Genomic DNA, 19,101 nt, shown 5'->3' on the forward strand with positions numbered 1-19,101 from the left:
CATGGTCTGCGCCGTGCGCGCCTGGCACGATCGGCAAGGTGACCGACCCGTTGTGCACCTATCGATTCGGACCGACCGGACCCGCCGAGGTTCTGGCCGTCCATGGACTGACCGGACACGGCAATCGCTGGGAGACACTGTTCACCCAGCATCTGCCCGACGTCACGGCCATCGCCCCCGATCTCCTCGGGCACGGGCGATCCTCGTGGGATGCCCCGTGGACGATCGAGGCCAACGTCGCGGCGCTGACCGCACTCCTCGAGGCCGAAGGCGGCGACCCCGTGGTCGTGGTGGGCCACTCCTTCGGCGGTGCGATCGCGCTGAACCTCGCTGCGGCGCGGCCGGATCTGATCACGGGCCTGGTGCTGCTCGATCCGGCCGTGGCCCTGGACGGGCGGTGGATGCGCGAGGTGGCCGACGACATGTACAGCTCTCCCGACTACACCGACCGCGCCGAAGCCCGCCAGGAGAAGATCGGCGGTTCGTGGGGCGAAGTGGCCGACGACGAGCTCGAACGCGAACTCGACGAGCACCTCGTCGACACTGCGGGCGGCCGCGTCGGGTGGCGCATCAGCATTCCGGCCATGCTGTCCTATTGGAGCGAGCTGACCCGCCCCGTCCCCGTGCCGCGCGACGGAACCCCCACCACGCTGGTGCGGGCCGCGCGCACCGACCCGCCTTACGCGAGCGACGAGCTGATCGCCGCTCTGGATGCCGGCCTTGGACCGAATTTCACGCTGCTGGAGTGGGATTGCGACCACATGGTCCCGCTGGCGAAACCGGCCGAGACCGCGGCGGTGATCCGGGACCGGCTGGCCTGACGATGGCGGCGATCACCGAGGAGCAGGTGGAGACGGTGCGAGCCCTGGTAAGGGCCATCCCGTCCGGCCGCGTGTCCACCTACGGTGACATCGCAGACGCCGCAGGGCTTCCCAGTCCGCGAATCGTCGCGTGGATCATGCGGACCGACTCGTCGGATCTGGCCTGGCATCGGGTGATCCGGGCGTCGGGGCGGCCCGCACCGCACCTGGAGACCCGTCAGCTGGAGCGGTTGCGCGCCGAAGGAGTATTGGCCGATGACGGCCGAGTGTCGCTGAAGCAGTACCGCCACACGTTCTGAGTTCGCCGACCGTGAAGCCAGGGCTGTGGCAGCAGGCCAAACCACAGCCCGGAATGATATTTCGCGGGCGAAGCCGCGGGAATCACAACGCGAGCCGCACCAGTGCCGCCGTGCGCGCCAGGCCGGGGAACGCGGCGGCCGTCGACCTCGGGTGTAGTGCATGCACACTGAGACGGAACATCAACGCCCGCAACAGCATCTGCGGCCATTCCGGCAACGCCGACCAACGCTCGATCAACGCGTCGTCGGCCTCACCCCAGGCCAGAGCATCCACCACGACGACGCCGGCCGCCCACGCGGGCGGACGCCAGTACGGCGTGATGTCGGTGATCCCCGGTGCCGCGGTGCCCGCGAAAAGCGCTGTGCCGTAGAGGTCGCCGTGCACCAGCTGGCTGGGGCTCTTGGTCGGACGACGCAGGGCGGCGAGCTGGTTGATCAGCTCGATCGACTTCTGGCCGTCCGACGTGCCCGGCCCCACTCTCGCGCCGGGCGGCAGGGAATGCAGCGGGCGCTCCTCCCACGCCGCCCGGTCGGCGGCGATGAACACGTCGACGTCGCCCCACGGTGCGATCGGCGGCTGAGTCAGGAAACGGGGACGTTCCAGCTTCGCCGTCGCCTCGTGCAACCGCACTGCCGCGGAGACGACTTCGTCATGCCGCGGTTCCGGCGTTCCCGCGACGTAGGTGTCGGCCCGCCAACCGGCCACGACGTAGCGCCCGTCGGTCGAACGGACGGGGCGGGCCAGCCGCACGCCGTCGACGAACAACGTCTCCCGGATCTTCGCCGACCATGCCGCGCGGGCATGATCGGCGACCATCGACAACACGACCTCGCCGCAGCGCCAGCCGCCCTCCCAGCTGGAACCCAGTGGCGCCGGCTGCACCCCGGACAGCCCGAAAGCTGCAAGTACATGCTCTGGCGGGCGCTCTGCGGTCACCGCAACAGCGTAAGCGCCGCGACGGCCAACCCAGCGTTAGTACATGACCATGTCGGGTTCGAGTTGCTTGCCCCAGGCCACGATTCCGCCCTGCACGTGCAGCGCGTCGGAGAATCCGGCCTTCTTCACGATGGCGAGCACCTCGGCCGAGCGGACACCGGTCTTGCAGTAGAACACCGGCGTCTGGTCCACCTTCAGCTTGGACAGCGCCTCGCCCGTCTCGAACGAACCCTTCGGGATCAGCTCGGCACCCTGAATGTGGTTGATGTCCCACTCGACCGGCTCGCGAACATCGATCAGCGCCAGCGACTTACCGGAGTCCAGCAGCTCCCGCAGCTCGCGCGGCGTGATCGTGGATTCGGCGGCCGCCTCCGCGGCCTCGTCGGAGACGACGCCACAGAATTCCTCGTAGTCGATGAGCTCGGTGATCTTCGGCGTCGACGGATCCTTGCGGATCTTGATCGTCCGGTAGGTCATGTCGAGCGCGTCGTAGACCATGAGACGGCCCAGCAGCGGCTCGCCGATTCCGGTGAGCAGTTTGATGGCCTCGGTGCCCATCACCGATGCGATGGACGCGCACAGGATGCCCAACACGCCGCCCTCGGCGCATGAGGGCACCATCCCGGGCGGCGGCGGCTCCGGGTAGAGATCGCGGTAGTTCAGGCCCAGTCCGTCGGGGGCGTCCTCCCAGAACACCGAAACCTGGCCCTCGAAGCGGTAGATCGAGCCCCACACGTACGGTTTGCCCGCCAGCACGGCCGCATCGTTGACGAGGTAGCGCGTCGCGAAGTTGTCCGTGCCGTCCAGGATGAGGTCGTACTGCGCGAACAGGTCGACCGCGTTGTCCGGTTCGAGGCGGAACTCGTGGAGGTTGACCGTGACGAGAGGATTGACCTCCAGGATGGAGTCCTTGGCGCTCTGCGCCTTGGACCGACCGATGTCGGACTGGCCGTGGATGATCTGGCGCTGCAGGTTGGACTCATCGACGACGTCGAACTCGACGATGCCGATGGTGCCGACACCTGCGGCCGCCAGGTAGAGCAGCGTGGGCGATCCCAGACCGCCGGCCCCGATGACGAGGACCCTGGCGTTCTTCAGCCGTTTCTGCCCGTCCAGGCCGAGGTCGGGAATGATGAGGTGGCGGCTGTAGCGCGCGACCTCCTCGCGAGTCAGTTCAGCCGCTGGCTCTACCAGCGGCGGCAACGGTGAGGACACCGACTTCTCCTTGGTTGGCTGTACGACCCATCTCAGCAGGTACGGGATTCAACAGCAACGAGGCCCCATCGCTTCCCGCCCGCTCGGGCGAGAACTCGCTTGCGGCGCCGACGTCACGCGATCGGATACGGCCAGGGGTTGAACCGGCAGGTCAGACCATCGGCGGTCACCGTGCCGGGGTCGAACTTCGCCGCATCGTTGTTGCTGGTGGAGAAGGTCTGCTGCATCATGATCGGCGCCAGCGCACCGTTTTCGGCGCATTGCTCGTGGCGCGCGTAGCCCATCGCGTGGCCGACCTCGTGGTTGATCACATATTGCCGGTAGGACCCGATGTCGCCCTGGAACGGCACCGCTCCGCGCACCCACCGCGCCTCGTTGATGAATACCCGCGGCTGCCCCTGGAAGGCGGGGTTGTAGCAGGACGCTTCCAGTGGGATGTCGTACCCGCACCCGTCGCGAATGGTCATCGGCGAGGTGAGCGACACCCGGAAGTCCGGCACCACCCCTGACGCGGCGTCGACCCGAGTGAACGCGAACTCGGGGTTGTGCGTCCAGCTCTTCGGGTTGGCCAGCGTCTCGCTGACCATCCGCGCGAAACCTTCGTCACCGCCGAAAGTCGTGGTGTCGACGCCGTCTTCGACCTCCACGGTGTAGGTGAAGACCTTGGTGGTGCCCTGGCCGACCTGGGGTGTCGCGCCGGGGACGACGTGCCAGGTGCGGGCGCCCGCCTCGGTGAAGGGCCCGCCCTGCGGCAGGATCCCCGTGGGCAGGCTGGCGTCGAATTCGGTCAGCCCCTTGGGTGGGGCGCCGACGATGGCGGTGCTCGCCATGCCGATCGTCGGCGGCCCCTGAACGGGCCCTTCCTCTTCCACGGCCTGGGGAGCGCTCGTGCCGGTGACAGTCTGGTAGACGACGACCGCGGTGAGAACGACCAGCAGCGGCAGCGCATAGGCGCGCCACCCGTATGTCGAGATGAAACGGCCGATCCAGGACTGCTTGCGCAAGCGCGCATGCTCGTCGCGGTTGGCCCGCGGCCTACCCGGCTGCTCGGCCAGCGGGTCGCGCTGCGCGCGAAGCGGCTCCCGCCACTCGTCGCGCAACACCGGCACGCGACCGCCCCCGCGACGCCCTGGGTCGTAGGTCACCGAAACAGAATGACACAGGTCAACGGACTTGCTGGTCCGGCGCGCCACCGAGGGCGCGTGCCCATCCGCCCCTCCCGGACGCAGAGGCGACCGACCCGCTGTCCTGAGGCGTAGGGTCGGCCAACGGTAGTACTGTCATTCGCAGCCATTTCAGGACGCCGGTCGCGCCGGCTGGATATTTCGAGGTTTTGATGAGCGAACTCGCCAGGTCGGCGCAGCGACGAGGAGGCCAGCCGGCCAACGGCACCGGCGCCCCCGTCGCGGTGCGGCGCGGCAACCGCCTGCCGCGCGATGAGCGCCGTGGGCAACTGCTTGTCGCAGCCAGCGAGGTGTTCGTCGACCGCGGCTACCACGCCGCGGGCATGGACGAGATCGCCGACCGCGCAGGAGTCAGCAAACCGGTTCTGTACCAACACTTCTCGTCGAAGGTCGAGCTGTACCTGGCAGTGCTGCAGCGCCACGTGGACAACCTGGTCTCCGGCGTGCGCCAGGCGTTGCGGACCACCACCGACAACCGCCAGCGCGTGCGCGCCGCGGTGCAGGCCTTCTTCGACTTCATCGAGCACGACAGCCAGGGCTACCGGCTGATCTTCGAGAACGATTACGTGACCGAACCCCAGGTGGCTGCGCAGGTCAAGGTCGCCACCGAATCGTGCACCGACGCGGTGTTCGATCTCATCAGCCACGACTCCGGTCTTGAGCCGCACCGGGCCCGGATGATCGCTGTCGGGTTGGTCAGCATCAGCGTCGACTCCGCGCGGTACTGGCTCAACAACGAGCGTCCGATCGAGAAAGACGACGCCGTCGAAGGCACCGTCCAGTTCATCTGGGGCGGGCTGTCACACGTCCCCATGACGCGCTCCTAAAGCATCAGACCGTAAGCGGCGCTCCCGCAAGGGTTTTCGCATCAAGCGTTTCCCGCGGGAAGCGCGCTCCCGGCAGGCCCTACTGGCTCTTGGTGACTTCCGCGCCGACGGCATTGACACCGAAGCCGACGCGGCGCGAGTCTGCGGCCCCGATCTCGACATAGGCGATGCGTGCGGACTGGACGAGGAAACGCCTGCCCTTCTCGTCGGTGAGACCGAGCACGGCCGGATCGCCGCTCAACGCATCGGTGACCAACTTCTCCACCTCGGCCGGGGTCTGCGCGCTGGCGAAGTTCAGCTCGCGCGGGCTGTCGGTGACACCGATCTTGACCTCCACGGTGAGAACCCTTCTGTTCGTGTGCTCGTCTACCTCAAGGAGGCTAGTGGACGTCGGCCGGCTGAGGGGCCGCTGGGCAGCCCCGTACGCGAGGAGCGAAACCGCGCCGCCGCGGCACGTCGGCCCCGGCCCATAACAACAGGGCGATCGAACCGAGTCCCGACCGTGACCGCGAGGCAGGCGCGTCAGCCCCATACGTCACTTCTGCCTCAGTAGCATCGGCCACGAAAACGGATAGAGCTGACTGGGAAAGTGGCATGAACAGGCCTTACACCGCACAATCGCCGTATTCTCTGACCCCGACAGAGCGCATCCGCAGCCCACACGGCAGCGGACGCCGCAGCGGCAGATACGGCAGCTACGGAACTGCGACCGACGATTCGGACCGCTACGACGACCTGGACACCGACGCGCTGCCGCCGTACCACTCCGACGGCTACAACGACTACAACGACGACCACGACGACGACTACGACGACGCCGAGAGTTACGACGAGTACCTCGACGAGGCCCGGCTCGACCGGCGGTGGATGTGGATCGCCGGCGTCGCGGGGGCGATCCTGTTCGTCGCGGTGATCACCGCGAGCATGATCCTCGGCGGCGGCGACAGCGGATCGGTGTCGGCGACCGTCGCGTCACCCCTGCCGACGTCGAGTGCGCCGGAACCATCGGCCGCGCCGTCCCCGCGCGCGGCGGCACCCGCAGCTCCGTCGCTTCCGGCCGAGACCGTCACCACCGTCAGCCCAACGGCCGAGACCCCGGCGCCTGCACCCGCCGCGCCGTCACCGCTGCTGCCCGCGCCCCAGGCAGCGCCGCCGCCCGTGGCCGCCGCGCCCGGCACCGTCACCTACCGGATCACCGGCAACCGCGCGCTGCTCGACCTCGTAACCGTGATCTACACCGATGCCCAAGGCGCGCTGCAAACCGATGTGAACGCGGCGCTGCCGTGGTCGAAGACGATTGTGTTGAACCCGGGCGTCACCTTGAGCTCGGTGACCGCGACCAGCGTGTCAGGTCAGCTCAACTGCGCCATCGTCGACGCCAACGGCTCGCTGATCGCCGCGCAGAACAACAACTCGATCATCACCAACTGCACGCGCTAGACCCGCCGTCACGCCAGACCGAGCTCCTGCATGCGGGTGCTGTGGGTGTGCTGGAGCCGGTCGAAGAAGCCCGTCATCTGCGACAGGCCGCCGCCTGCCATCACCAGGTCGACGAGTTCGTCGTGGTCGGCCATGACGAACTGGGCCTGCGTGATCGCCTCGCCGAGCAACCGCCGAGACCACAGCGCCAACCGGTGGCGCTGGCGGTCGCTGGCCGTCACAGCGGCCCGGACCTCGGCGACGACGAACTGGGAATGCCCCGTCTCCGAGAGCACCGCCCGCACCACATCGGCGACCTCGTCGGGCATCACGTCGGCGATCTCCAGATAGAAGTCGGCGGCCAGGGCGTCCCCGACATACGTCTTGACCAGCGCTTCGAGCCAGGTGCTCGGGGTGGTCAGCCGGTGGTAGTTCTCGAGCGCGGACGCATACTTGGTCATCGCGGGGACGACATCGACGCCACGGCGCTCCAGGGCGTCGCGCAGCACCTCGTAGTGGTTCATCTCCGCGGCGGCCATGCTCGCCATGTTGATCCGGCCACTGAGGTTCGGCGCCATCCTGGCCTCTTCGGTGAGCCGGTAAAAGGCGGCCACCTCGCCGTAGGCGAGCAGTGCGAAGAGCTCGTTGATGCCGGAATGTTCGAGAGACACACGCGGCGAATCCGAGCCGTTCGGCTCGCCCGCAGAAGCAGAGGTGGCGGCCGCGCGCGGCGTCGAAGTCATGCCCCAACTCTAAACGCCGCATGCGTCAATGCCGCTTCTGAGCAGTCGACCGGCTACCATGGGGATGGTGTCGGCGCACGTGCCGACGGATCTACCCAGGTCACGCCGGCATTTACTGCCGCAGACACCTTGGAAATGTGCGTGCATGCAGGCGGCCCGCCCCCTCAGCGCAGGGCCCGGCGAAGGTTCACTTCACAACTCATGTGCGCGTGACAACACATGAGGATTGACACGTGAAAGGCTTCGTCTACCAAGCATGACTCCCGTAACCCCGCATCCCACACCGACATTCGCCGAACTCGGCGTCCGCGACGAGATCGTCCGAGCCCTCGCCGAGAACGGCATCGAACACGCCTTCGCGATCCAGGAGTTGACGCTGCCTCTGGCGCTGGCCGGCGACGACCTCATCGGGCAGGCCCGCACCGGTATGGGAAAGACCTTCGCGTTCGGCGTCCCGCTGCTGCACCGCATCAGCACCGACACCGATCGTCCCCTGACCGGCATTCCGCGCGCTCTGGTCGTCGTTCCGACCCGCGAGCTGTGCATCCAGGTGCACGGTGACCTCATCGCGGCGTCGAAGTACCTCCAGGCTGACGACTCCCGCAAGCTGACCGTCACCGCCATCTACGGCGGCCGCCCCTACGAGCCCCAGATCGAGGCGCTGCAGAAGGGCGTCGACGTCGTCGTCGGCACCCCCGGCCGTCTCCTCGACCTCGCGCAACAGGGCCACCTCCAGCTCGGCGGTCTGTCGACGCTCGTGCTCGACGAAGCCGACGAGATGCTCGACCTGGGCTTCCTGCCCGACATCGAGCGCATCCTCAAGCAGATCCCCGACAAGCGGCAGGCCATGCTGTTCTCGGCGACCATGCCGGACCCGATCATCACGCTGGCGCGCACGTTCATGACGCAGCCGACCCACATCCGCGCCGAGGCCCCGCATTCGGCGGCCACCCACGACACCACCGAACAGTTCGCCTACCGCGCCCACGCGCTCGACAAGGTCGAGATGGTCAGCCGCATCCTGCAGGCCGAAGGCCGCGGCGCGACCATGATCTTCACGCGCACCAAGCGCACCGCACAGAAGGTCGCCGACGAGCTCGGTGAGCGCGGCTTCAAGGTGGGTGCCGTTCACGGTGACCTCGGGCAGGGCGCACGCGAGAAGGCGCTCAAGGCGTTCCGTACCGGACAGGTCGACGTCCTGGTCGCGACCGACGTCGCCGCGCGCGGCATCGACATCGACGACATCACCCACGTGATCAACTTCCAGATCCCCGAGGACGAGCAGTCCTACGTGCACCGCATCGGCCGCACCGGCCGCGCAGGCAAGACGGGCATTGCCGTCACCCTCGTGGACTGGGACGAGCTGCCCCGCTGGGCGATGATCGACAAGGCGCTCGGCCTCGAGACCCCCGAGCCTGCCGAAACGTACTCCAGCTCGCCGCACCTCTACGAAGAGCTCAACATCCCGACCGATGCCGGCGGCTCGATCGGCAGGCCCAAGCGCACCGCGGACAAGGAGCCGCCCGAACCGCGGGAGCCGCGCGAACGTCCCGCGCGCAATCGCAACCGGCGCCGCACGCGCGGCGGCAAGGCGGTCACCGGGCATCCCGAAGGATCTCCTGAAGCCTCGGCGTCCGACGACACCGGCGCAGCTGCCCCCGACGCCGGCGACGGCGAGGCCCGACCGGCACGCAGGCGCCGCCGCCGTCGGCCCAGCAAGGCGCCGGCCGCGGGTACGGCCGCAGGCACCAACTAACCGACTGCATTGGTCAAACCCGAACGCCGCACTCGGGCGGACCTCATCGCGGCGGCAGCGATCGCGGGTGTCGTCATCCTCGTCGCGGCCGCCGTGTGGTGGACCAGCGACGCCAGAGCGACGATCAGCAAGCCGGCCGCCGAACCGGTGCCGAGCCTCAAACCTGCTGTCGCCGTTCCGGATTCGCTGACGCAGCGGTGGACTGCACCCAGCGGGAAAACCACGCAGCCGCTGGTTGTCTCCGGCGCCGTCGTCACCGGGGACGGCAGGGGCATGGAGGGTCGCGACCCCGCTACCGGCACCACGCTGTGGAGCTACGCCCGCGATCTCGAGCTGTGCGGCGTCACCTGGGTCTACAACTACGCCGTCGCCGTCTATCCCGACGTGCGCGGCTGCGGTCAGGTCAGCACGGTCGACGCGAAAACCGGAATGCGCGGGCCGTCGCGCACCAGCTATTCCGACCGTGACGTCACGCTCTCCGGGGACGGCTCGACCGTGCTGTCGGCCGGGGAGACGCGGCTGGAGATGTGGCGTTCGGACATGGTGCGGATGCTGAGCTACGGCGCACTCGATGCGCCGATCAAACCCGGTGTTCCGGCAACGCCGCTGTGCCGTTTCGTCTCTGCGGGTGCGAGCTCCAGCTCGGTGTCGGTTCTGGAGGCGTGCAACAACCAGGATCTGCGCCTGACGCTGTTGCGCCCGTCCGACGAAGAAGACACTCCGGAGGTCAAGTACGCCCAGCAGAAGGGCGTCGCCGACGGCTCAGGCGCCCGCGTCGTGGCGGTCACCGATTCCTACACCGCGCTGTATGTGCCCACCCCGAGGCCGCGCCTCGACGTCATCGACGACACGGGCGCGACCATCGACACCACGATCGTCGACGGTGCGCCCTCCCCCGATGCCACGGCGTCACGGGCCGGTGACCTCATCACGTGGTGGACAGGGAAGGTGCTGATGGTGTTCTCCGCCGACAACCTCCAGTACAAGTACACCGTCGCGCCCTCAGGCGACGACGCCCCGATCGGACCGGCGACCGTGATGGCGGGCAAGTTGCTCGTGCCCGTCACCACCGGCTACGACGTCTTCGATCCGCAGACCGGCGCGGGCGACAAACACATCCCGCTGCAACGCCCAGCCGCCGACGGCCCCGTCGTACCCGCGGTGGCCGGGGAAACGCTGCTGGAGCAGCGGGGCGACGAACTGGTCGCGCTGGGGCCTTAGACCTCGGGCGTGAACGTCGCCAGCGCTTTGCCGGTCTTCCAGTGCTTCAGCAGCGCCGAAGCGAACTCCCGGTAGGCCACCGCGCCCTTGTTCTTGCGGCCGGTGAGCACCGATGCACCTGAGGCGCTGGCCTCGGCAAAGCGCACGGTGCGAGGGATCGGCGGGGCCAGCACGGGGAGGTTGTAGCGGTCGACCACGTCGAACAGCACGTCCCTGCTGTGGGTGGTGCGGGAGTCGTACAGCGTCGGCAGCGCACCGAGCATCGTCAGATTCGGGTTGGTGATTGCCTGCACGTCCGACACCGTGCGAAGGAACTGGCCCACGCCCCGGTGTGCCAGCGTCTCGCATTGCAGCGGTACGACGACCTCGTCGGCAGCGGTCAGCCCGTTGAGCGTCAGCACCCCGAGCGAGGGCGGACAGTCGATGATCACGACGTCGAAGTCGGCGCTCACCTTGTCCAGCGCCCGCTTGAGCGCATGTTCGCGACCGGCTCGCATCAACAGCATCGCCTCGGCCCCGGCAAGGTCGATGTTGGCCGGCAGCAACGTCATACCCTCGGGCGTCTGCACCAGGGCGGCGTCGGGTTCCACATCGCCGAGGAGGACCTCGTGTACCGAGACCGGCAGCTTGTCGGGATCGTGCCCCAACGAGAAGGTCAGCGAGCCCTGCGGGTCGAGGTCGACGAGCAACACCTTCTTGCCCTGCTCGGTCATCGCCGCACCCAACGACGCCACCGTCGTCGTCTTGGCGACCCCGCCTTTCTGATTGGCGACCGCCAATACCCGCGTCACATTTCCCATTCTGAAGCCCGTTCTGCCATCGTGTTGTCCTCCCCTGTCCATCTTCGCCCGCGGACGCCGCCGAAACCGGGGCGTACGGCAGAATCGAACGTTGTGGGCCTCCTGCAGCACCGACTGATCCTGCTCCGCCACGGCGAAACCGAGTGGTCGAAATCGGGCAAGCATACGAGCCGTACCGAACTCGAGCTCACCGAGCATGGCCGTGTTCAGGCCGAAGCCGCCGCAGACACGCTGAAGCAGATGGAACTGGTCGACCCGTACGTGATCAGCAGCCCGCGCATGCGCGCCGCCACCACCGCCGAGCTGGCGGGCCTGACCGTCGACGAGGTCAGCCCGTTGATCAGCGAGTGGGATTACGGCGACTACGAAGGCACCACTACCGAGGAGATCCGCAAAGCCGTGCCCAACTGGCTGGTGTGGACCCACGGCTGCCCCGGCGGTGAGACGTCCGCGCAGGTCTGCGAGCGCGCCGATCGCGCCATCGACGTGGCACTGGAGCACATGCAGTCCCGCGACGTGGTGTTCGTCGGGCACGGTCACTTCTCCCGGGCGGTGATAACCCGGTGGATCGAGCAGCCGGTCTACGAGGGAATCCGCTTCGCGATGCCTGCCGCGTCAGTCGCGGTCTGCGGCTTCGAACACGGCGTGCGTCAACTCAGTGCGCTGGCACAGACCGGCCATCCCAACCCAGCGGTATCGACGTGACCCGCGAACCGACGTTCGTAGTGGACGGCCCCGACGGCGTGATCGTCGGCGAGGGTGTGCACACGGCCTTCCCCCATATCGCCGATGCTCGCGCCGCACTCGCGTCGCACAGCACACCAATCATCGTGGGCGCGTTGCCTTTCGATCTCACCCAACCCGCCGCCCTGATCCGGCCGCAGTCGGTGCGGTTCACCGGCAAGCTGCCGGAATGGCCGCAGCGCGACTTGCCCGCCGTCGAGATCACCGCGACGACACCGGACGCCGACGAGCACCGGCGCCGCATCGAGACAGCACTGGCGCGGCTGCGCGATCCGGACGACGCGCTGCACAAAGTCGTCCTGGCCCGTGCGCTGCGGCTGACCGCCGACGGGCGACTGGACGCGCGGACCCTGCTGCGCAGGCTCGCGGCCAAGGACACCCAGGCCACCAAATACCTGGTGGATCTGTCGGCCGCCGGCGACGGCAACTCCGGCACCGTCCTGGTCGGTGCGAGCCCGGAGCTTCTGGTGGCCCGGCAGGGTCAGCAGGTGCTCTGCCGCCCGTTCGCGGGGTCGGCTCCGCGCCTGGCGGACCCCGACGCCGACGCGGCCAACGGCGCCGCCCTTGCCGCGTCGCAGAAGAACCGGCACGAGCATCAGCTTGTCGTCGACGCGTTGCGTGCCGCGCTCGAACCTCTGTGTACAGATCTGCAGGTTGCCGACCGCCCGCAGCTCACCAAGACCGCTGCCGTCTGGCATCTCTACACCCCGATCTCCGGGAATCTTCGCGAAAAGTCAACCAGCGCATTGGATCTGGCGGTCGCACTGCATCCGACACCGGCGGTGGGCGGCTCGCCGACCGACCAGGCCGTCGCGCTGATCGACGACATCGAAGGCGATCGCGGGTTCTACGCGGGCACCGTGGGCTGGTGCGATCAGCGGGGCGACGGCCGCTGGGTGGTGTCGATCCGGTGTGCGCAGCTCTCCGCGGACCGCCGCACCGCCACGGCCCATTCCGGTGGCGGCATCGTGGCCGAGTCCGATCCGTGCGAGGAAGTCGACGAGACGACGACGAAGTTCCGGACCATCCTGTCGGCGCTGGGAGTCCAGGCGTGAGCGAACTCATTCGCCCCGTTCGACGCGGCGACGAAGCCGAACTGACGGCCATGATCCACGAGCTCGCAGCCTTCGAACACGCCTCCGACGAATGCACTGTCACCGAAAGTCACATGGGCGAAGCACTTTTCGGGCCGGCACCCACCGTGTACGGCCACCTCGTCGAAGTCGACGGACAGGCCGCCGCGGCGGCGCTGTGGTTCCGCAACTTCTCGACGTGGGACGGGGTGGCGGGCATCTACCTGGAAGATCTGTTCGTACGCCCGCAGTTCCGCAGACGGGGCCTGGCACGCAAGCTGCTCGCGACGCTGGCCCGTGAGTGCGTCGAGCGTGGCTACTCGCGTCTGAGCTGGGCCGTCCTGGACTGGAACGTCAACGCGATCGCCCTGTACGACGCCGTCGGCGGAAAACAGCAGGACGAATGGATCACCTATCGGGTGTCGGGGCCAGACCTGTCTGACCTGGCGTCCGAACTCGCACCGGAATCGGGCGCCTGAGTCAGCCAGTGCAGCCCTGACGGGCTGAACAGCAGGGCGAGCACCGCAATCGCCGTCGCGGCCACCACCAGGGCGATGCCCAGCCAACCCGAGCCGTAGACGTACCACGCGACGCCGAGCAGCACCAGATTCGCGAACACCGTGATACCGCGGCCCCATCGGCGCCCGGTCCACAGCGCCCAGCCCGCGGCGGCCACACCCGAACCCATGATCGCGAACCAACCCGCGGTGCCGTAGCCGCTGATCGCGATCTCGTGATGGCCTGCCGCTTCCCGCACGACGAGCGCGACAGCCATCGCGATCAACAGGAGCCCCTCCAGCCCGGCGATCCCGCCCGCGATGCGCACCGGGCGGGGCGGCAGCGGATATGAGGTCACTGTGCAAGCCTGTCGGCCAGGTATCGCACCGCCATCTCATAGCCCAGGGGGCCCGCGCCGGCCACCACCATGTCCGCGACCGCCGACACATACGAGTGATGCCGAAACTGTTCGCGGGCGTGGATATTGCTCAGATGCACCTCGGCGACCGGAAGGCTCACCGACCGCAGCGCGTCGGCGATCGCGACCGAGGTGTGGCTGTAGGCGGCGGGATTGATCACGATGCCCGCGCAGTCGGTGCGCGCCGCCTGGATCGCGTCGACGAGTTCGCCCTCGTGATTGCTCTGCACCGCGCGAACCTTCAAGCCCAGTTCCGCCGCGACCTCGGCCACCCGCGCATCGATCTCGGCAAGGGTCGTGGAGCCGTACACCTCGGGCTGCCGAGTGCCGAGCAGGTTCAGGTTCGGCCCGTTGACGATGAGCAGTCGGCGTTCGGTCACCGTTGTACGGTACCGATGCCTGCGCCTCGAAGCGGGCAAGCCGCAGGGCCGGTTAGGCTCAGGCCCCGTGCGCGCCGTGCTGATCGTCAACCCGAATGCGACCTCGACGACGCCGGCAGGGCGTGACCTCCTGGCCCACGCGCTGGAGAGTCGGGTGCAGCTGAGCGTGGTCCACACCGATCACCGCGGCCACGCCATCGAGATCGCCCAGGAGGCCACGCGCAGCGGCGTCGACGTGCTGATCGTGCACGGCGGCGACGGCACGGTGAACGAGGTCGTCAACGGCGTGCTCGGCGAAGGCGGACCCGGCGGCGGCGGACCGGCGGTCGGGGTGGTGCCCGGCGGGTCGGCCAACGTGTTCGCCCGTGCGCTCGGAATCAGTCCGGACCCGATCGAGGCGACCAATCAGCTCGTGGATCTGCTCAGCGACTACCGGCGGGGCCGGACGTGGCGGCGGATCGGCCTGATGAACTGCGGGGAGCGCTGGGGTGTCTTCACCGCCGGCATGGGGGTCGACGGGGACGTCGTGGCCGCGGTGGAGGAGCAGCGCGCCAGAGGACGCAAGGTCACCGCGTCGCGCTATGTGCGGGTGGCGATCCGGGAGGTGCTGGCCAGTGCACGCCGGGAGCCGCGGTTGACGCTGCATCTGCCCGGCCAGGAGCCCGTCACCGGCGTGCATTTCGCCTTCGTGTCGAATTCCAGCCCGTGGACCTACGCCAACTCGCGGCCAGTGTGGACCAACCCCGACACCACGTTCGAGACCGGGCTGGGCGTCTTCGCGACCACGAGCATGAACGTGTGGGCCAATCTGCGTCTGGTGCGGCAGATGAACTCGCGGAAACCGCGACTGGAGGCCCGGCACCTGATCCGCGACGATGACCTTCCTTGGCTCAAGGTGACCAGCGACAGCCCGGTTGCCTGCCAGATCGACGGTGATTACGTCGGATTGCGCGAATCGATGGAATTCACGTCGGTGCCCGACGCGCTCGGGGTCGTGGCTCCTCCGCCGAGGATGGGGAAATAGAGGGTTTGATCTGCGGGGACACCGGCAATCAGAGAGTTGCCGAGCCCGAATAAGGGCGCAGGTGGATTGAGTGTAGTACAACGGAGTTAGGGCTTCGGTAACGGTCCTGGGTAGTGACATTGACCACGTGTTAACGGACTTCTATTGACATCTGTTCAGCCTGTGAAAGCATCGGATGCAACAGCGCAGAAACATTTGGTGCGCTTGCGTTAACAGCCGAAGCAAAGTTCGTGCGCCTTTGTTGCGCGCACACCCGATGAATACGAGGAGTTAAAGCATGGATTGGCGCCATAAGGCGGTCTGTCGTGACGAGGATCCGGAACTGTTCTTCCCGGTGGGAAACAGCGGCCCGGCCCTCGCCCAGATCGCTGACGCGAAGCTCGTGTGCAACCGCTGTCCGGTGACTGCGGAGTGCCTGAGCTGGGCCTTGGAGTCCGGTCAGGATGCGGGCGTGTGGGGCGGCATGAGCGAGGACGAGCGCCGCGCACTCAAGCGTCGCAACGCGCGGACGAAGGCCCGCACCGGCGTCTAAGCGCACACCGACTTAAACAGTGACGGCCCCGACGAAAGTCGGGGCCGTCGCTTTGTGAATTCAATTACGTGACGTTTCGTCCCATTAACGAAATTCGCCGGAGCGGTCAGTATTGGCTGACGCGGACACGCCTTCCGATCGGTACTCGAAGAATGACGTCGGTACCGCCCGAAGGCCCGTTGTGCATCCCCAGCGACCCGTCCAGTTCCGCGGACACCAGCGTCCGCACGATCTGCAGCCCCAAGCGGTCTGACTTCTCCAGGCTGAATCCGTCGGGAAGACCACGCCCGTCGTCGTGAACGACGACGTCGAGCCACCGCGCCGAGCGCTGCGCGCGGATCGTGACGCAACCCTCCGGCGCCGTGACGTCGAAGGCGTGCTCGATGGCGTTCTGCACCAACTCGGTGATGACCATGATCAACGCGGTCGCCCGGTCGGCGTCGAGGACACCGAGGTCACCGACCCGGTTGATCCGGATGGGAGAGTCGACGGTCGCGACGTCGTTCATGATCGGCAGGATCCGGTCGATGACCTCATCGAGGTTGACCTCCTCATCGACCGACATCGACAGCGCATCGTGCACCAGCGCGATCGACGACACCCGCCGCACGGATTCCATCAGCGCTTCGCGCCCCTCCGGATTCGTCGTCCTACGGGCCTGCAGCCGCAGCAGCGCAGCGACGGTCTGCAGGTTGTTCTTCACCCGGTGATGGATCTCGCGGATTGTCGCGTCCTTCGAGAGCAGGGCGCGGTCGCGCCGCTTCACCTCGGTGACGTCACGAATCAGGACCGCGGCACCCACGGCCACCCCGTGCACCCCCAACGGCAGCGTGCGCAGCAGAACGGTAGCTCCGCCTGCGTCGACCTCCATGCGCATGCTCGAACCGCCGGCGAGCGAATCGCGGATGTGGTTGGCCATCTCCTGCGCCTCGAAGGTGTCGGCGATCAGAGGCCGGGTGACGCTGACGAGATTGTGGCCTTCCAGTTCGGCGGACAAACCCATCCGGTGATAGGCGGAGATCGCGTTGGGGCTGGCGAAGGTCACGACGCCGGCCTCGTTGAGCCGGATGAAGCCGTCCCCGACACGGGGACTCGACCGCGACATCGCCAGATCCCCGACATTGGGAAAGGTGCCCTCGGACAGCATGTGGAGTAGGTCTCCTGCGCAGTCGACATAGGCTGCCTCCAGCGGGCTGGCCTGCCGAGGCGCCAGGGACGTCTGGTGGGTGAGCACGGCGACGACGTCGCTCTTGTACCGCACAGGAACGGCTTCGACGTTGAGTCCGGGCGCTCCCCGCTCCCCCTCGACGGTCGCCCGGCCGATGTCGCCGGACCTGAACGCCGCGGCCACGATCGGGAGGTCGTCGGATTCGGCCAGAGTGCCCACGGCGTCTGCGAGCAGCACGGTCGGTGCGGTATTGGGCCGGACCTGCGCGACACAGACGACCTTTCCGTCGTCGCGCTGCACCCACATCAGGTAGTCCGCGAACGACAGATCGGCGAGCAGCTGCCACTCCCCGACCACGGCATGGAGATGGTCGACGGCATTGCCGGGCAGGACGGTGTGCTCGGCGAGCAGATCACCGAGAGTCGACATGGCCTACTGCGATGACACGCGCGAAGGGAGCAAGGGCGCTAGCTGATGACGGCGATGAGGTCGCCGGCCTGGATCACGTCGCCGACGGACACGCTGACCTGGCTGACCGTCCCCGCGACCTCGGCGAGGACCGGGATCTCCATCTTCATCGATTCGAGCAGCACCAGGGTGTCGCCTTCACCGATCTGATCGCCCTCGTGGACCACGACCTCGAGCACACTGGCCACGATTTCCGCGCGAACGTCCTCGGCCATCTTCACCCCACTCACTTACCACTGGTGCCTGACGCGTCTATCGAACCACACCGCTGCTGCCGATGTCGCCGGTCACAGGCCGCGGCGAATTCGGCGTCGGCAAAGCATGCGACAATGGGGGCAACTCACCCCGCTCGACGGGGAGTCACCCGATCACCATCTGGAGGTACACCATGGCCAAGCGTGGCCGTAAGAAGCGCGACCGCAAGCACTCGAAGGCCAACCACGGCAAGCGGCCCAACGCCGGTTCGAAGTCCGTCGGTCGCTGACCGTCTGATCGAAACACAACCGCCCGGCACTCCTGAGGAGGCCGGGCGGATTTGTGCCTACGATCGGGTTCAGCCGCCGCGGATGATGGTGGTCTGACTGATCTGGATGCGCAGCCGCTCGCGCAGACCCTCGGGGGCCCGCTCACCGCTGCACTTGGTGGCTATCAAGCGCTTGATCTTCTCCTCGATGCCGTAATGACGCAGGCAGGTCGGGCATTCCTCGAGGTGCTGCTTGAGCTTGTCGCGGGTCTCGACTGTGCATTCACCGTCGAGCAGGGTCCAGACCTCGGCGATCACCGCGGCACACTCGGGGTGCTCGGGGTCGACTGGCCCGATCGGGGGGCTCCAGCGATCCTCGTCGGGGGTGTGCGCGCCGCTCATGACGTGACCCCCTCCGGTGCGTCGAGCTTCTCCCCGCGGACGAAGCCGCGGTCGCGGGCCACATCGGCCAACAATTCACGCAGCTGGCGTCGGCCGCGATGTAGTCGCGACATCACCGTTCCGATCGGCGTCTCCATGATTTCGGCGATCTCCTTGTAAGGGAAGCCCTCGACGTCGGCGTAGTACACCGCCATCCGGAACTCTTCCGGCAGCGCCTGCAGAGCTTCCTTGATCTCACTGTCGGGTAGCAGCTCCAACGCCTCGACCTCGGCCGACCGCAACCCCGTCGAGGAGTGCTCGGCGTTGGCGGCCAGCTGCCAATCGGTGATCTCGTCGGTCGGATACTCCGACGGCTGGCGCTGCTTCTTGCGGTAGCTGTTGATGTAGGTGTTGGTCAGGATGCGGTACAGCCACGCCTTGAGGTTGGTGCCCTCGCGGAACGACCGGAACCCCGAATAGGCCTTGACCATCGTCTCCTGCAGCAGATCCTCGGCGTCGGCCGGATTGCGCGTCATCCGCAACGCGCCGCCGTAGAGCTGGTCGAGCAGCGGGATTGCGTCCCGCTCGAAGCGCGCGGTCAGCTCGGCGTCGGTTTCTTCCCGGGCCGGACCCGCTTCGCCATCCAGGGTGGCCTCGGCAGCCGACCCGCTGGTGTCGGTCATCGTGGGGAACACCGTCCCTTCTGTAGCGGCGCCACGGATCACGTCCA

At 67.6% G+C, this 19,101-nt stretch carries 24 protein-coding genes; 12 read left to right on the forward strand and 12 right to left on the reverse strand.

What is annotated here, in order from left to right; all coding sequences use genetic code 11:
• Positions 1 to 38 precede the first annotated feature (38 nt).
• Both ACAG24_RS06585 and ACAG24_RS06590 read left to right on the forward strand, forming a co-directional pair.
• Entirely contained in the window at positions 39 to 821 is a 783-nt protein-coding gene (locus tag ACAG24_RS06585) for an alpha/beta fold hydrolase (RefSeq protein WP_370472590.1), read from the forward strand.
• A 2-nt stretch (positions 822 to 823) separates the two neighbouring features.
• The gene (locus ACAG24_RS06590; protein WP_370472589.1) at positions 824 to 1,120 is read left to right on the forward strand and encodes an MGMT family protein; all 297 of its coding nucleotides are present in this window, start codon (positions 824 to 826) and stop codon (positions 1,118 to 1,120) included.
• 82 nt (positions 1,121 to 1,202) lie between these two features.
• Here ACAG24_RS06590 and ACAG24_RS06595 read toward each other — a convergent pair whose 3' ends face one another.
• From ACAG24_RS06595 to ACAG24_RS06605, 3 genes are all read right to left on the reverse strand, one after another.
• A complete protein-coding gene (locus ACAG24_RS06595; RefSeq protein WP_370472588.1) occupies positions 1,203 to 2,057 on the reverse strand; it encodes a TIGR02569 family protein in 855 nt (284 codons plus the stop codon).
• Positions 2,058 to 2,093: 36 nt separating this feature from the next.
• On the reverse strand, positions 2,094 to 3,272 hold the full coding sequence (gene moeZ, locus ACAG24_RS06600; RefSeq protein WP_370472587.1) for an adenylyltransferase/sulfurtransferase MoeZ: 1,179 nt from the start codon (positions 3,270 to 3,272) through the stop codon (positions 2,094 to 2,096).
• Positions 3,273 to 3,385: 113 nt separating this feature from the next.
• The gene (locus ACAG24_RS06605; RefSeq protein ID WP_370472586.1) at positions 3,386 to 4,417 is read right to left on the reverse strand and encodes a DUF3152 domain-containing protein; all 1,032 of its coding nucleotides are present in this window, start codon (positions 4,415 to 4,417) and stop codon (positions 3,386 to 3,388) included.
• 191 nt (positions 4,418 to 4,608) lie between these two features.
• Here ACAG24_RS06605 and fasR point away from each other — a divergent pair, with 191 nt between their 5' ends.
• Positions 4,609 to 5,283, forward strand: a complete 675-nt coding sequence (fasR, locus tag ACAG24_RS06610) for an HTH-type transcriptional activator FasR (RefSeq protein WP_370472585.1) — start codon at positions 4,609 to 4,611, stop codon at positions 5,281 to 5,283.
• A gap of 79 nt (positions 5,284 to 5,362) precedes the next feature.
• On the opposite strand, the gene ACAG24_RS06615 is transcribed toward fasR, so the two are convergent.
• Positions 5,363 to 5,620, reverse strand: a complete 258-nt coding sequence (locus ACAG24_RS06615; protein ID WP_370472584.1) for a DUF3107 domain-containing protein — start codon at positions 5,618 to 5,620, stop codon at positions 5,363 to 5,365.
• A 257-nt stretch (positions 5,621 to 5,877) separates the two neighbouring features.
• Here ACAG24_RS06615 and ACAG24_RS06620 point away from each other — a divergent pair, with 257 nt between their 5' ends.
• Positions 5,878 to 6,723 carry an MmpS family transport accessory protein gene (locus ACAG24_RS06620; RefSeq protein WP_370472583.1) on the forward strand — a complete coding sequence of 282 codons (846 nt, stop codon included), beginning with the start codon at positions 5,878 to 5,880 and terminating at the stop codon, positions 6,721 to 6,723.
• 8 nt (positions 6,724 to 6,731) lie between these two features.
• Here ACAG24_RS06620 and ACAG24_RS06625 read toward each other — a convergent pair whose 3' ends face one another.
• Positions 6,732 to 7,445 (reverse strand): ferritin-like fold-containing protein, encoded by a 714-nt coding sequence (locus ACAG24_RS06625; RefSeq protein ID WP_370472582.1) that lies wholly within the window; start codon positions 7,443 to 7,445, stop codon positions 6,732 to 6,734.
• A gap of 256 nt (positions 7,446 to 7,701) precedes the next feature.
• On the opposite strand from ACAG24_RS06625, the gene ACAG24_RS06630 reads away from it, so the two are divergent.
• Together ACAG24_RS06630 and ACAG24_RS06635 are read left to right on the forward strand one after the other, a co-directional pair.
• A complete protein-coding gene (locus ACAG24_RS06630) occupies positions 7,702 to 9,201 on the forward strand; it encodes a DEAD/DEAH box helicase (RefSeq protein ID WP_370472581.1) in 1,500 nt (499 codons plus the stop codon).
• Between the two features lie 9 nt (positions 9,202 to 9,210).
• Positions 9,211 to 10,422, forward strand: coding sequence for an Rv3212 family protein (locus tag ACAG24_RS06635; protein WP_370472580.1), 1,212 nt, complete (start codon positions 9,211 to 9,213; stop codon positions 10,420 to 10,422).
• Here ACAG24_RS06635 and ACAG24_RS06640 read toward each other — a convergent pair.
• Complete coding sequence (locus ACAG24_RS06640) at positions 10,419 to 11,213, reverse strand: ParA family protein (RefSeq protein ID WP_445206172.1); 795 nt, start codon at positions 11,211 to 11,213, stop codon at positions 10,419 to 10,421. The genes ACAG24_RS06635 and ACAG24_RS06640 overlap by 4 nt on opposite strands.
• A 102-nt stretch (positions 11,214 to 11,315) precedes the next feature.
• Between ACAG24_RS06640 and ACAG24_RS06645 the strand changes: the two genes are divergently transcribed.
• The 3 genes from ACAG24_RS06645 to ACAG24_RS06655 are packed head-to-tail and all read left to right on the forward strand — an operon-like array spanning position 11,316 to position 13,518.
• On the forward strand, positions 11,316 to 11,927 hold the full coding sequence (locus ACAG24_RS06645; protein ID WP_370472578.1) for an acid phosphatase: 612 nt from the start codon (positions 11,316 to 11,318) through the stop codon (positions 11,925 to 11,927).
• On the forward strand, positions 11,924 to 13,021 hold the full coding sequence (locus tag ACAG24_RS06650; RefSeq protein WP_370472577.1) for an isochorismate synthase: 1,098 nt from the start codon (positions 11,924 to 11,926) through the stop codon (positions 13,019 to 13,021). Before ACAG24_RS06645 ends, ACAG24_RS06650 begins: the two co-directional genes overlap by 4 nt.
• Positions 13,018 to 13,518, forward strand: a complete 501-nt coding sequence (locus tag ACAG24_RS06655) for a GNAT family N-acetyltransferase (protein WP_370472576.1) — start codon at positions 13,018 to 13,020, stop codon at positions 13,516 to 13,518. Before ACAG24_RS06650 ends, ACAG24_RS06655 begins: the two co-directional genes overlap by 4 nt.
• Here ACAG24_RS06655 and ACAG24_RS06660 read toward each other — a convergent pair.
• A complete protein-coding gene (locus tag ACAG24_RS06660; RefSeq protein ID WP_370472575.1) occupies positions 13,452 to 13,895 on the reverse strand; it encodes a hypothetical protein in 444 nt (147 codons plus the stop codon). The two genes, ACAG24_RS06655 and ACAG24_RS06660, sit on opposite strands and share 67 nt — an antisense overlap.
• Positions 13,892 to 14,335, reverse strand: a complete 444-nt coding sequence (aroQ, locus tag ACAG24_RS06665; protein WP_370472574.1) for a type II 3-dehydroquinate dehydratase — start codon at positions 14,333 to 14,335, stop codon at positions 13,892 to 13,894. Before aroQ ends, ACAG24_RS06660 begins: the two co-directional genes overlap by 4 nt.
• Before the next feature lie 67 nt (positions 14,336 to 14,402).
• Between aroQ and ACAG24_RS06670 the strand changes: the two genes are divergently transcribed.
• Positions 14,403 to 15,359, forward strand: coding sequence for a diacylglycerol/lipid kinase family protein (locus ACAG24_RS06670; RefSeq protein ID WP_370472573.1), 957 nt, complete (start codon positions 14,403 to 14,405; stop codon positions 15,357 to 15,359).
• A gap of 277 nt (positions 15,360 to 15,636) precedes the next feature.
• Positions 15,637 to 15,891: a transcriptional regulator WhiB1 gene (whiB1, locus tag ACAG24_RS06675; RefSeq protein WP_003929142.1), complete on the forward strand. Its 255-nt coding sequence runs from the start codon at positions 15,637 to 15,639 to the stop codon at positions 15,889 to 15,891.
• A 106-nt stretch (positions 15,892 to 15,997) separates the two neighbouring features.
• Here the strand turns inward: whiB1 and ACAG24_RS06680 are convergent, their stop codons facing one another.
• Both ACAG24_RS06680 and ACAG24_RS06685 read right to left on the reverse strand, forming a co-directional pair.
• A complete protein-coding gene (locus ACAG24_RS06680) occupies positions 15,998 to 17,488 on the reverse strand; it encodes a two-component system sensor histidine kinase PdtaS (RefSeq protein ID WP_370472572.1) in 1,491 nt (496 codons plus the stop codon).
• A 38-nt stretch (positions 17,489 to 17,526) separates the two neighbouring features.
• Complete coding sequence (locus tag ACAG24_RS06685) at positions 17,527 to 17,742, reverse strand: biotin/lipoyl-binding carrier protein (protein ID WP_024448589.1); 216 nt, start codon at positions 17,740 to 17,742, stop codon at positions 17,527 to 17,529.
• Positions 17,743 to 17,915: 173 nt separating this feature from the next.
• Here ACAG24_RS06685 and ACAG24_RS06690 point away from each other — a divergent pair, with 173 nt between their 5' ends.
• The gene (locus tag ACAG24_RS06690) at positions 17,916 to 18,011 is read left to right on the forward strand and encodes a 50S ribosomal protein bL37 (protein ID WP_006245863.1); all 96 of its coding nucleotides are present in this window, start codon (positions 17,916 to 17,918) and stop codon (positions 18,009 to 18,011) included.
• 69 nt (positions 18,012 to 18,080) lie between these two features.
• On the opposite strand, the gene rsrA is transcribed toward ACAG24_RS06690, so the two are convergent.
• Both rsrA and ACAG24_RS06700 read right to left on the reverse strand, forming a co-directional pair.
• The gene (rsrA, locus tag ACAG24_RS06695; protein ID WP_370472571.1) at positions 18,081 to 18,392 is read right to left on the reverse strand and encodes a mycothiol system anti-sigma-R factor; all 312 of its coding nucleotides are present in this window, start codon (positions 18,390 to 18,392) and stop codon (positions 18,081 to 18,083) included.
• Positions 18,389 to 19,054: a sigma-70 family RNA polymerase sigma factor gene (locus ACAG24_RS06700; protein WP_370472665.1), complete on the reverse strand. Its 666-nt coding sequence runs from the start codon at positions 19,052 to 19,054 to the stop codon at positions 18,389 to 18,391. Before ACAG24_RS06700 ends, rsrA begins: the two co-directional genes overlap by 4 nt.
• Positions 19,055 to 19,101 lie beyond the last annotated feature (47 nt).

It is taken from the genome of Mycobacterium bulgaricum (assembly GCF_041287165.2).
Taxonomy (GTDB): domain Bacteria; phylum Actinomycetota; class Actinomycetes; order Mycobacteriales; family Mycobacteriaceae; genus Mycobacterium; species Mycobacterium bulgaricum.

Bases quoted from the DNA above. Each gene is read 5' to 3' on its own strand.
- ACAG24_RS06590 (WP_370472589.1), top strand. From the start codon at position 824: ATGGCGGCGATCACCGAGGAGCAGGTGGAGACGGTGCGAGCCCTGGTA.
- fasR (WP_370472585.1), top strand. From the start codon at position 4,609: ATGAGCGAACTCGCCAGGTCGGCGCAGCGACGAGGAGGCCAGCCGGCC.
- ACAG24_RS06620 (WP_370472583.1), top strand. From the start codon at position 5,878: ATGAACAGGCCTTACACCGCACAATCGCCGTATTCTCTGACCCCGACA.
- ACAG24_RS06625 (WP_370472582.1), bottom strand. From the start codon at position 7,445: ATGACTTCGACGCCGCGCGCGGCCGCCACCTCTGCTTCTGCGGGCGAG.
- ACAG24_RS06630 (WP_370472581.1), top strand. From the start codon at position 7,702: ATGACTCCCGTAACCCCGCATCCCACACCGACATTCGCCGAACTCGGC.
- whiB1 (WP_003929142.1), top strand. From the start codon at position 15,637: ATGGATTGGCGCCATAAGGCGGTCTGTCGTGACGAGGATCCGGAACTG.
- ACAG24_RS06680 (WP_370472572.1), bottom strand. From the start codon at position 17,488: ATGTCGACTCTCGGTGATCTGCTCGCCGAGCACACCGTCCTGCCCGGC.
- ACAG24_RS06685 (WP_024448589.1), bottom strand. From the start codon at position 17,742: ATGGCCGAGGACGTTCGCGCGGAAATCGTGGCCAGTGTGCTCGAGGTC.
- ACAG24_RS06690 (WP_006245863.1), top strand. From the start codon at position 17,916: ATGGCCAAGCGTGGCCGTAAGAAGCGCGACCGCAAGCACTCGAAGGCC.
- rsrA (WP_370472571.1), bottom strand. From the start codon at position 18,392: ATGAGCGGCGCGCACACCCCCGACGAGGATCGCTGGAGCCCCCCGATC.
- ACAG24_RS06700 (WP_370472665.1), bottom strand. From the start codon at position 19,054: ATGACCGACACCAGCGGGTCGGCTGCCGAGGCCACCCTGGATGGCGAA.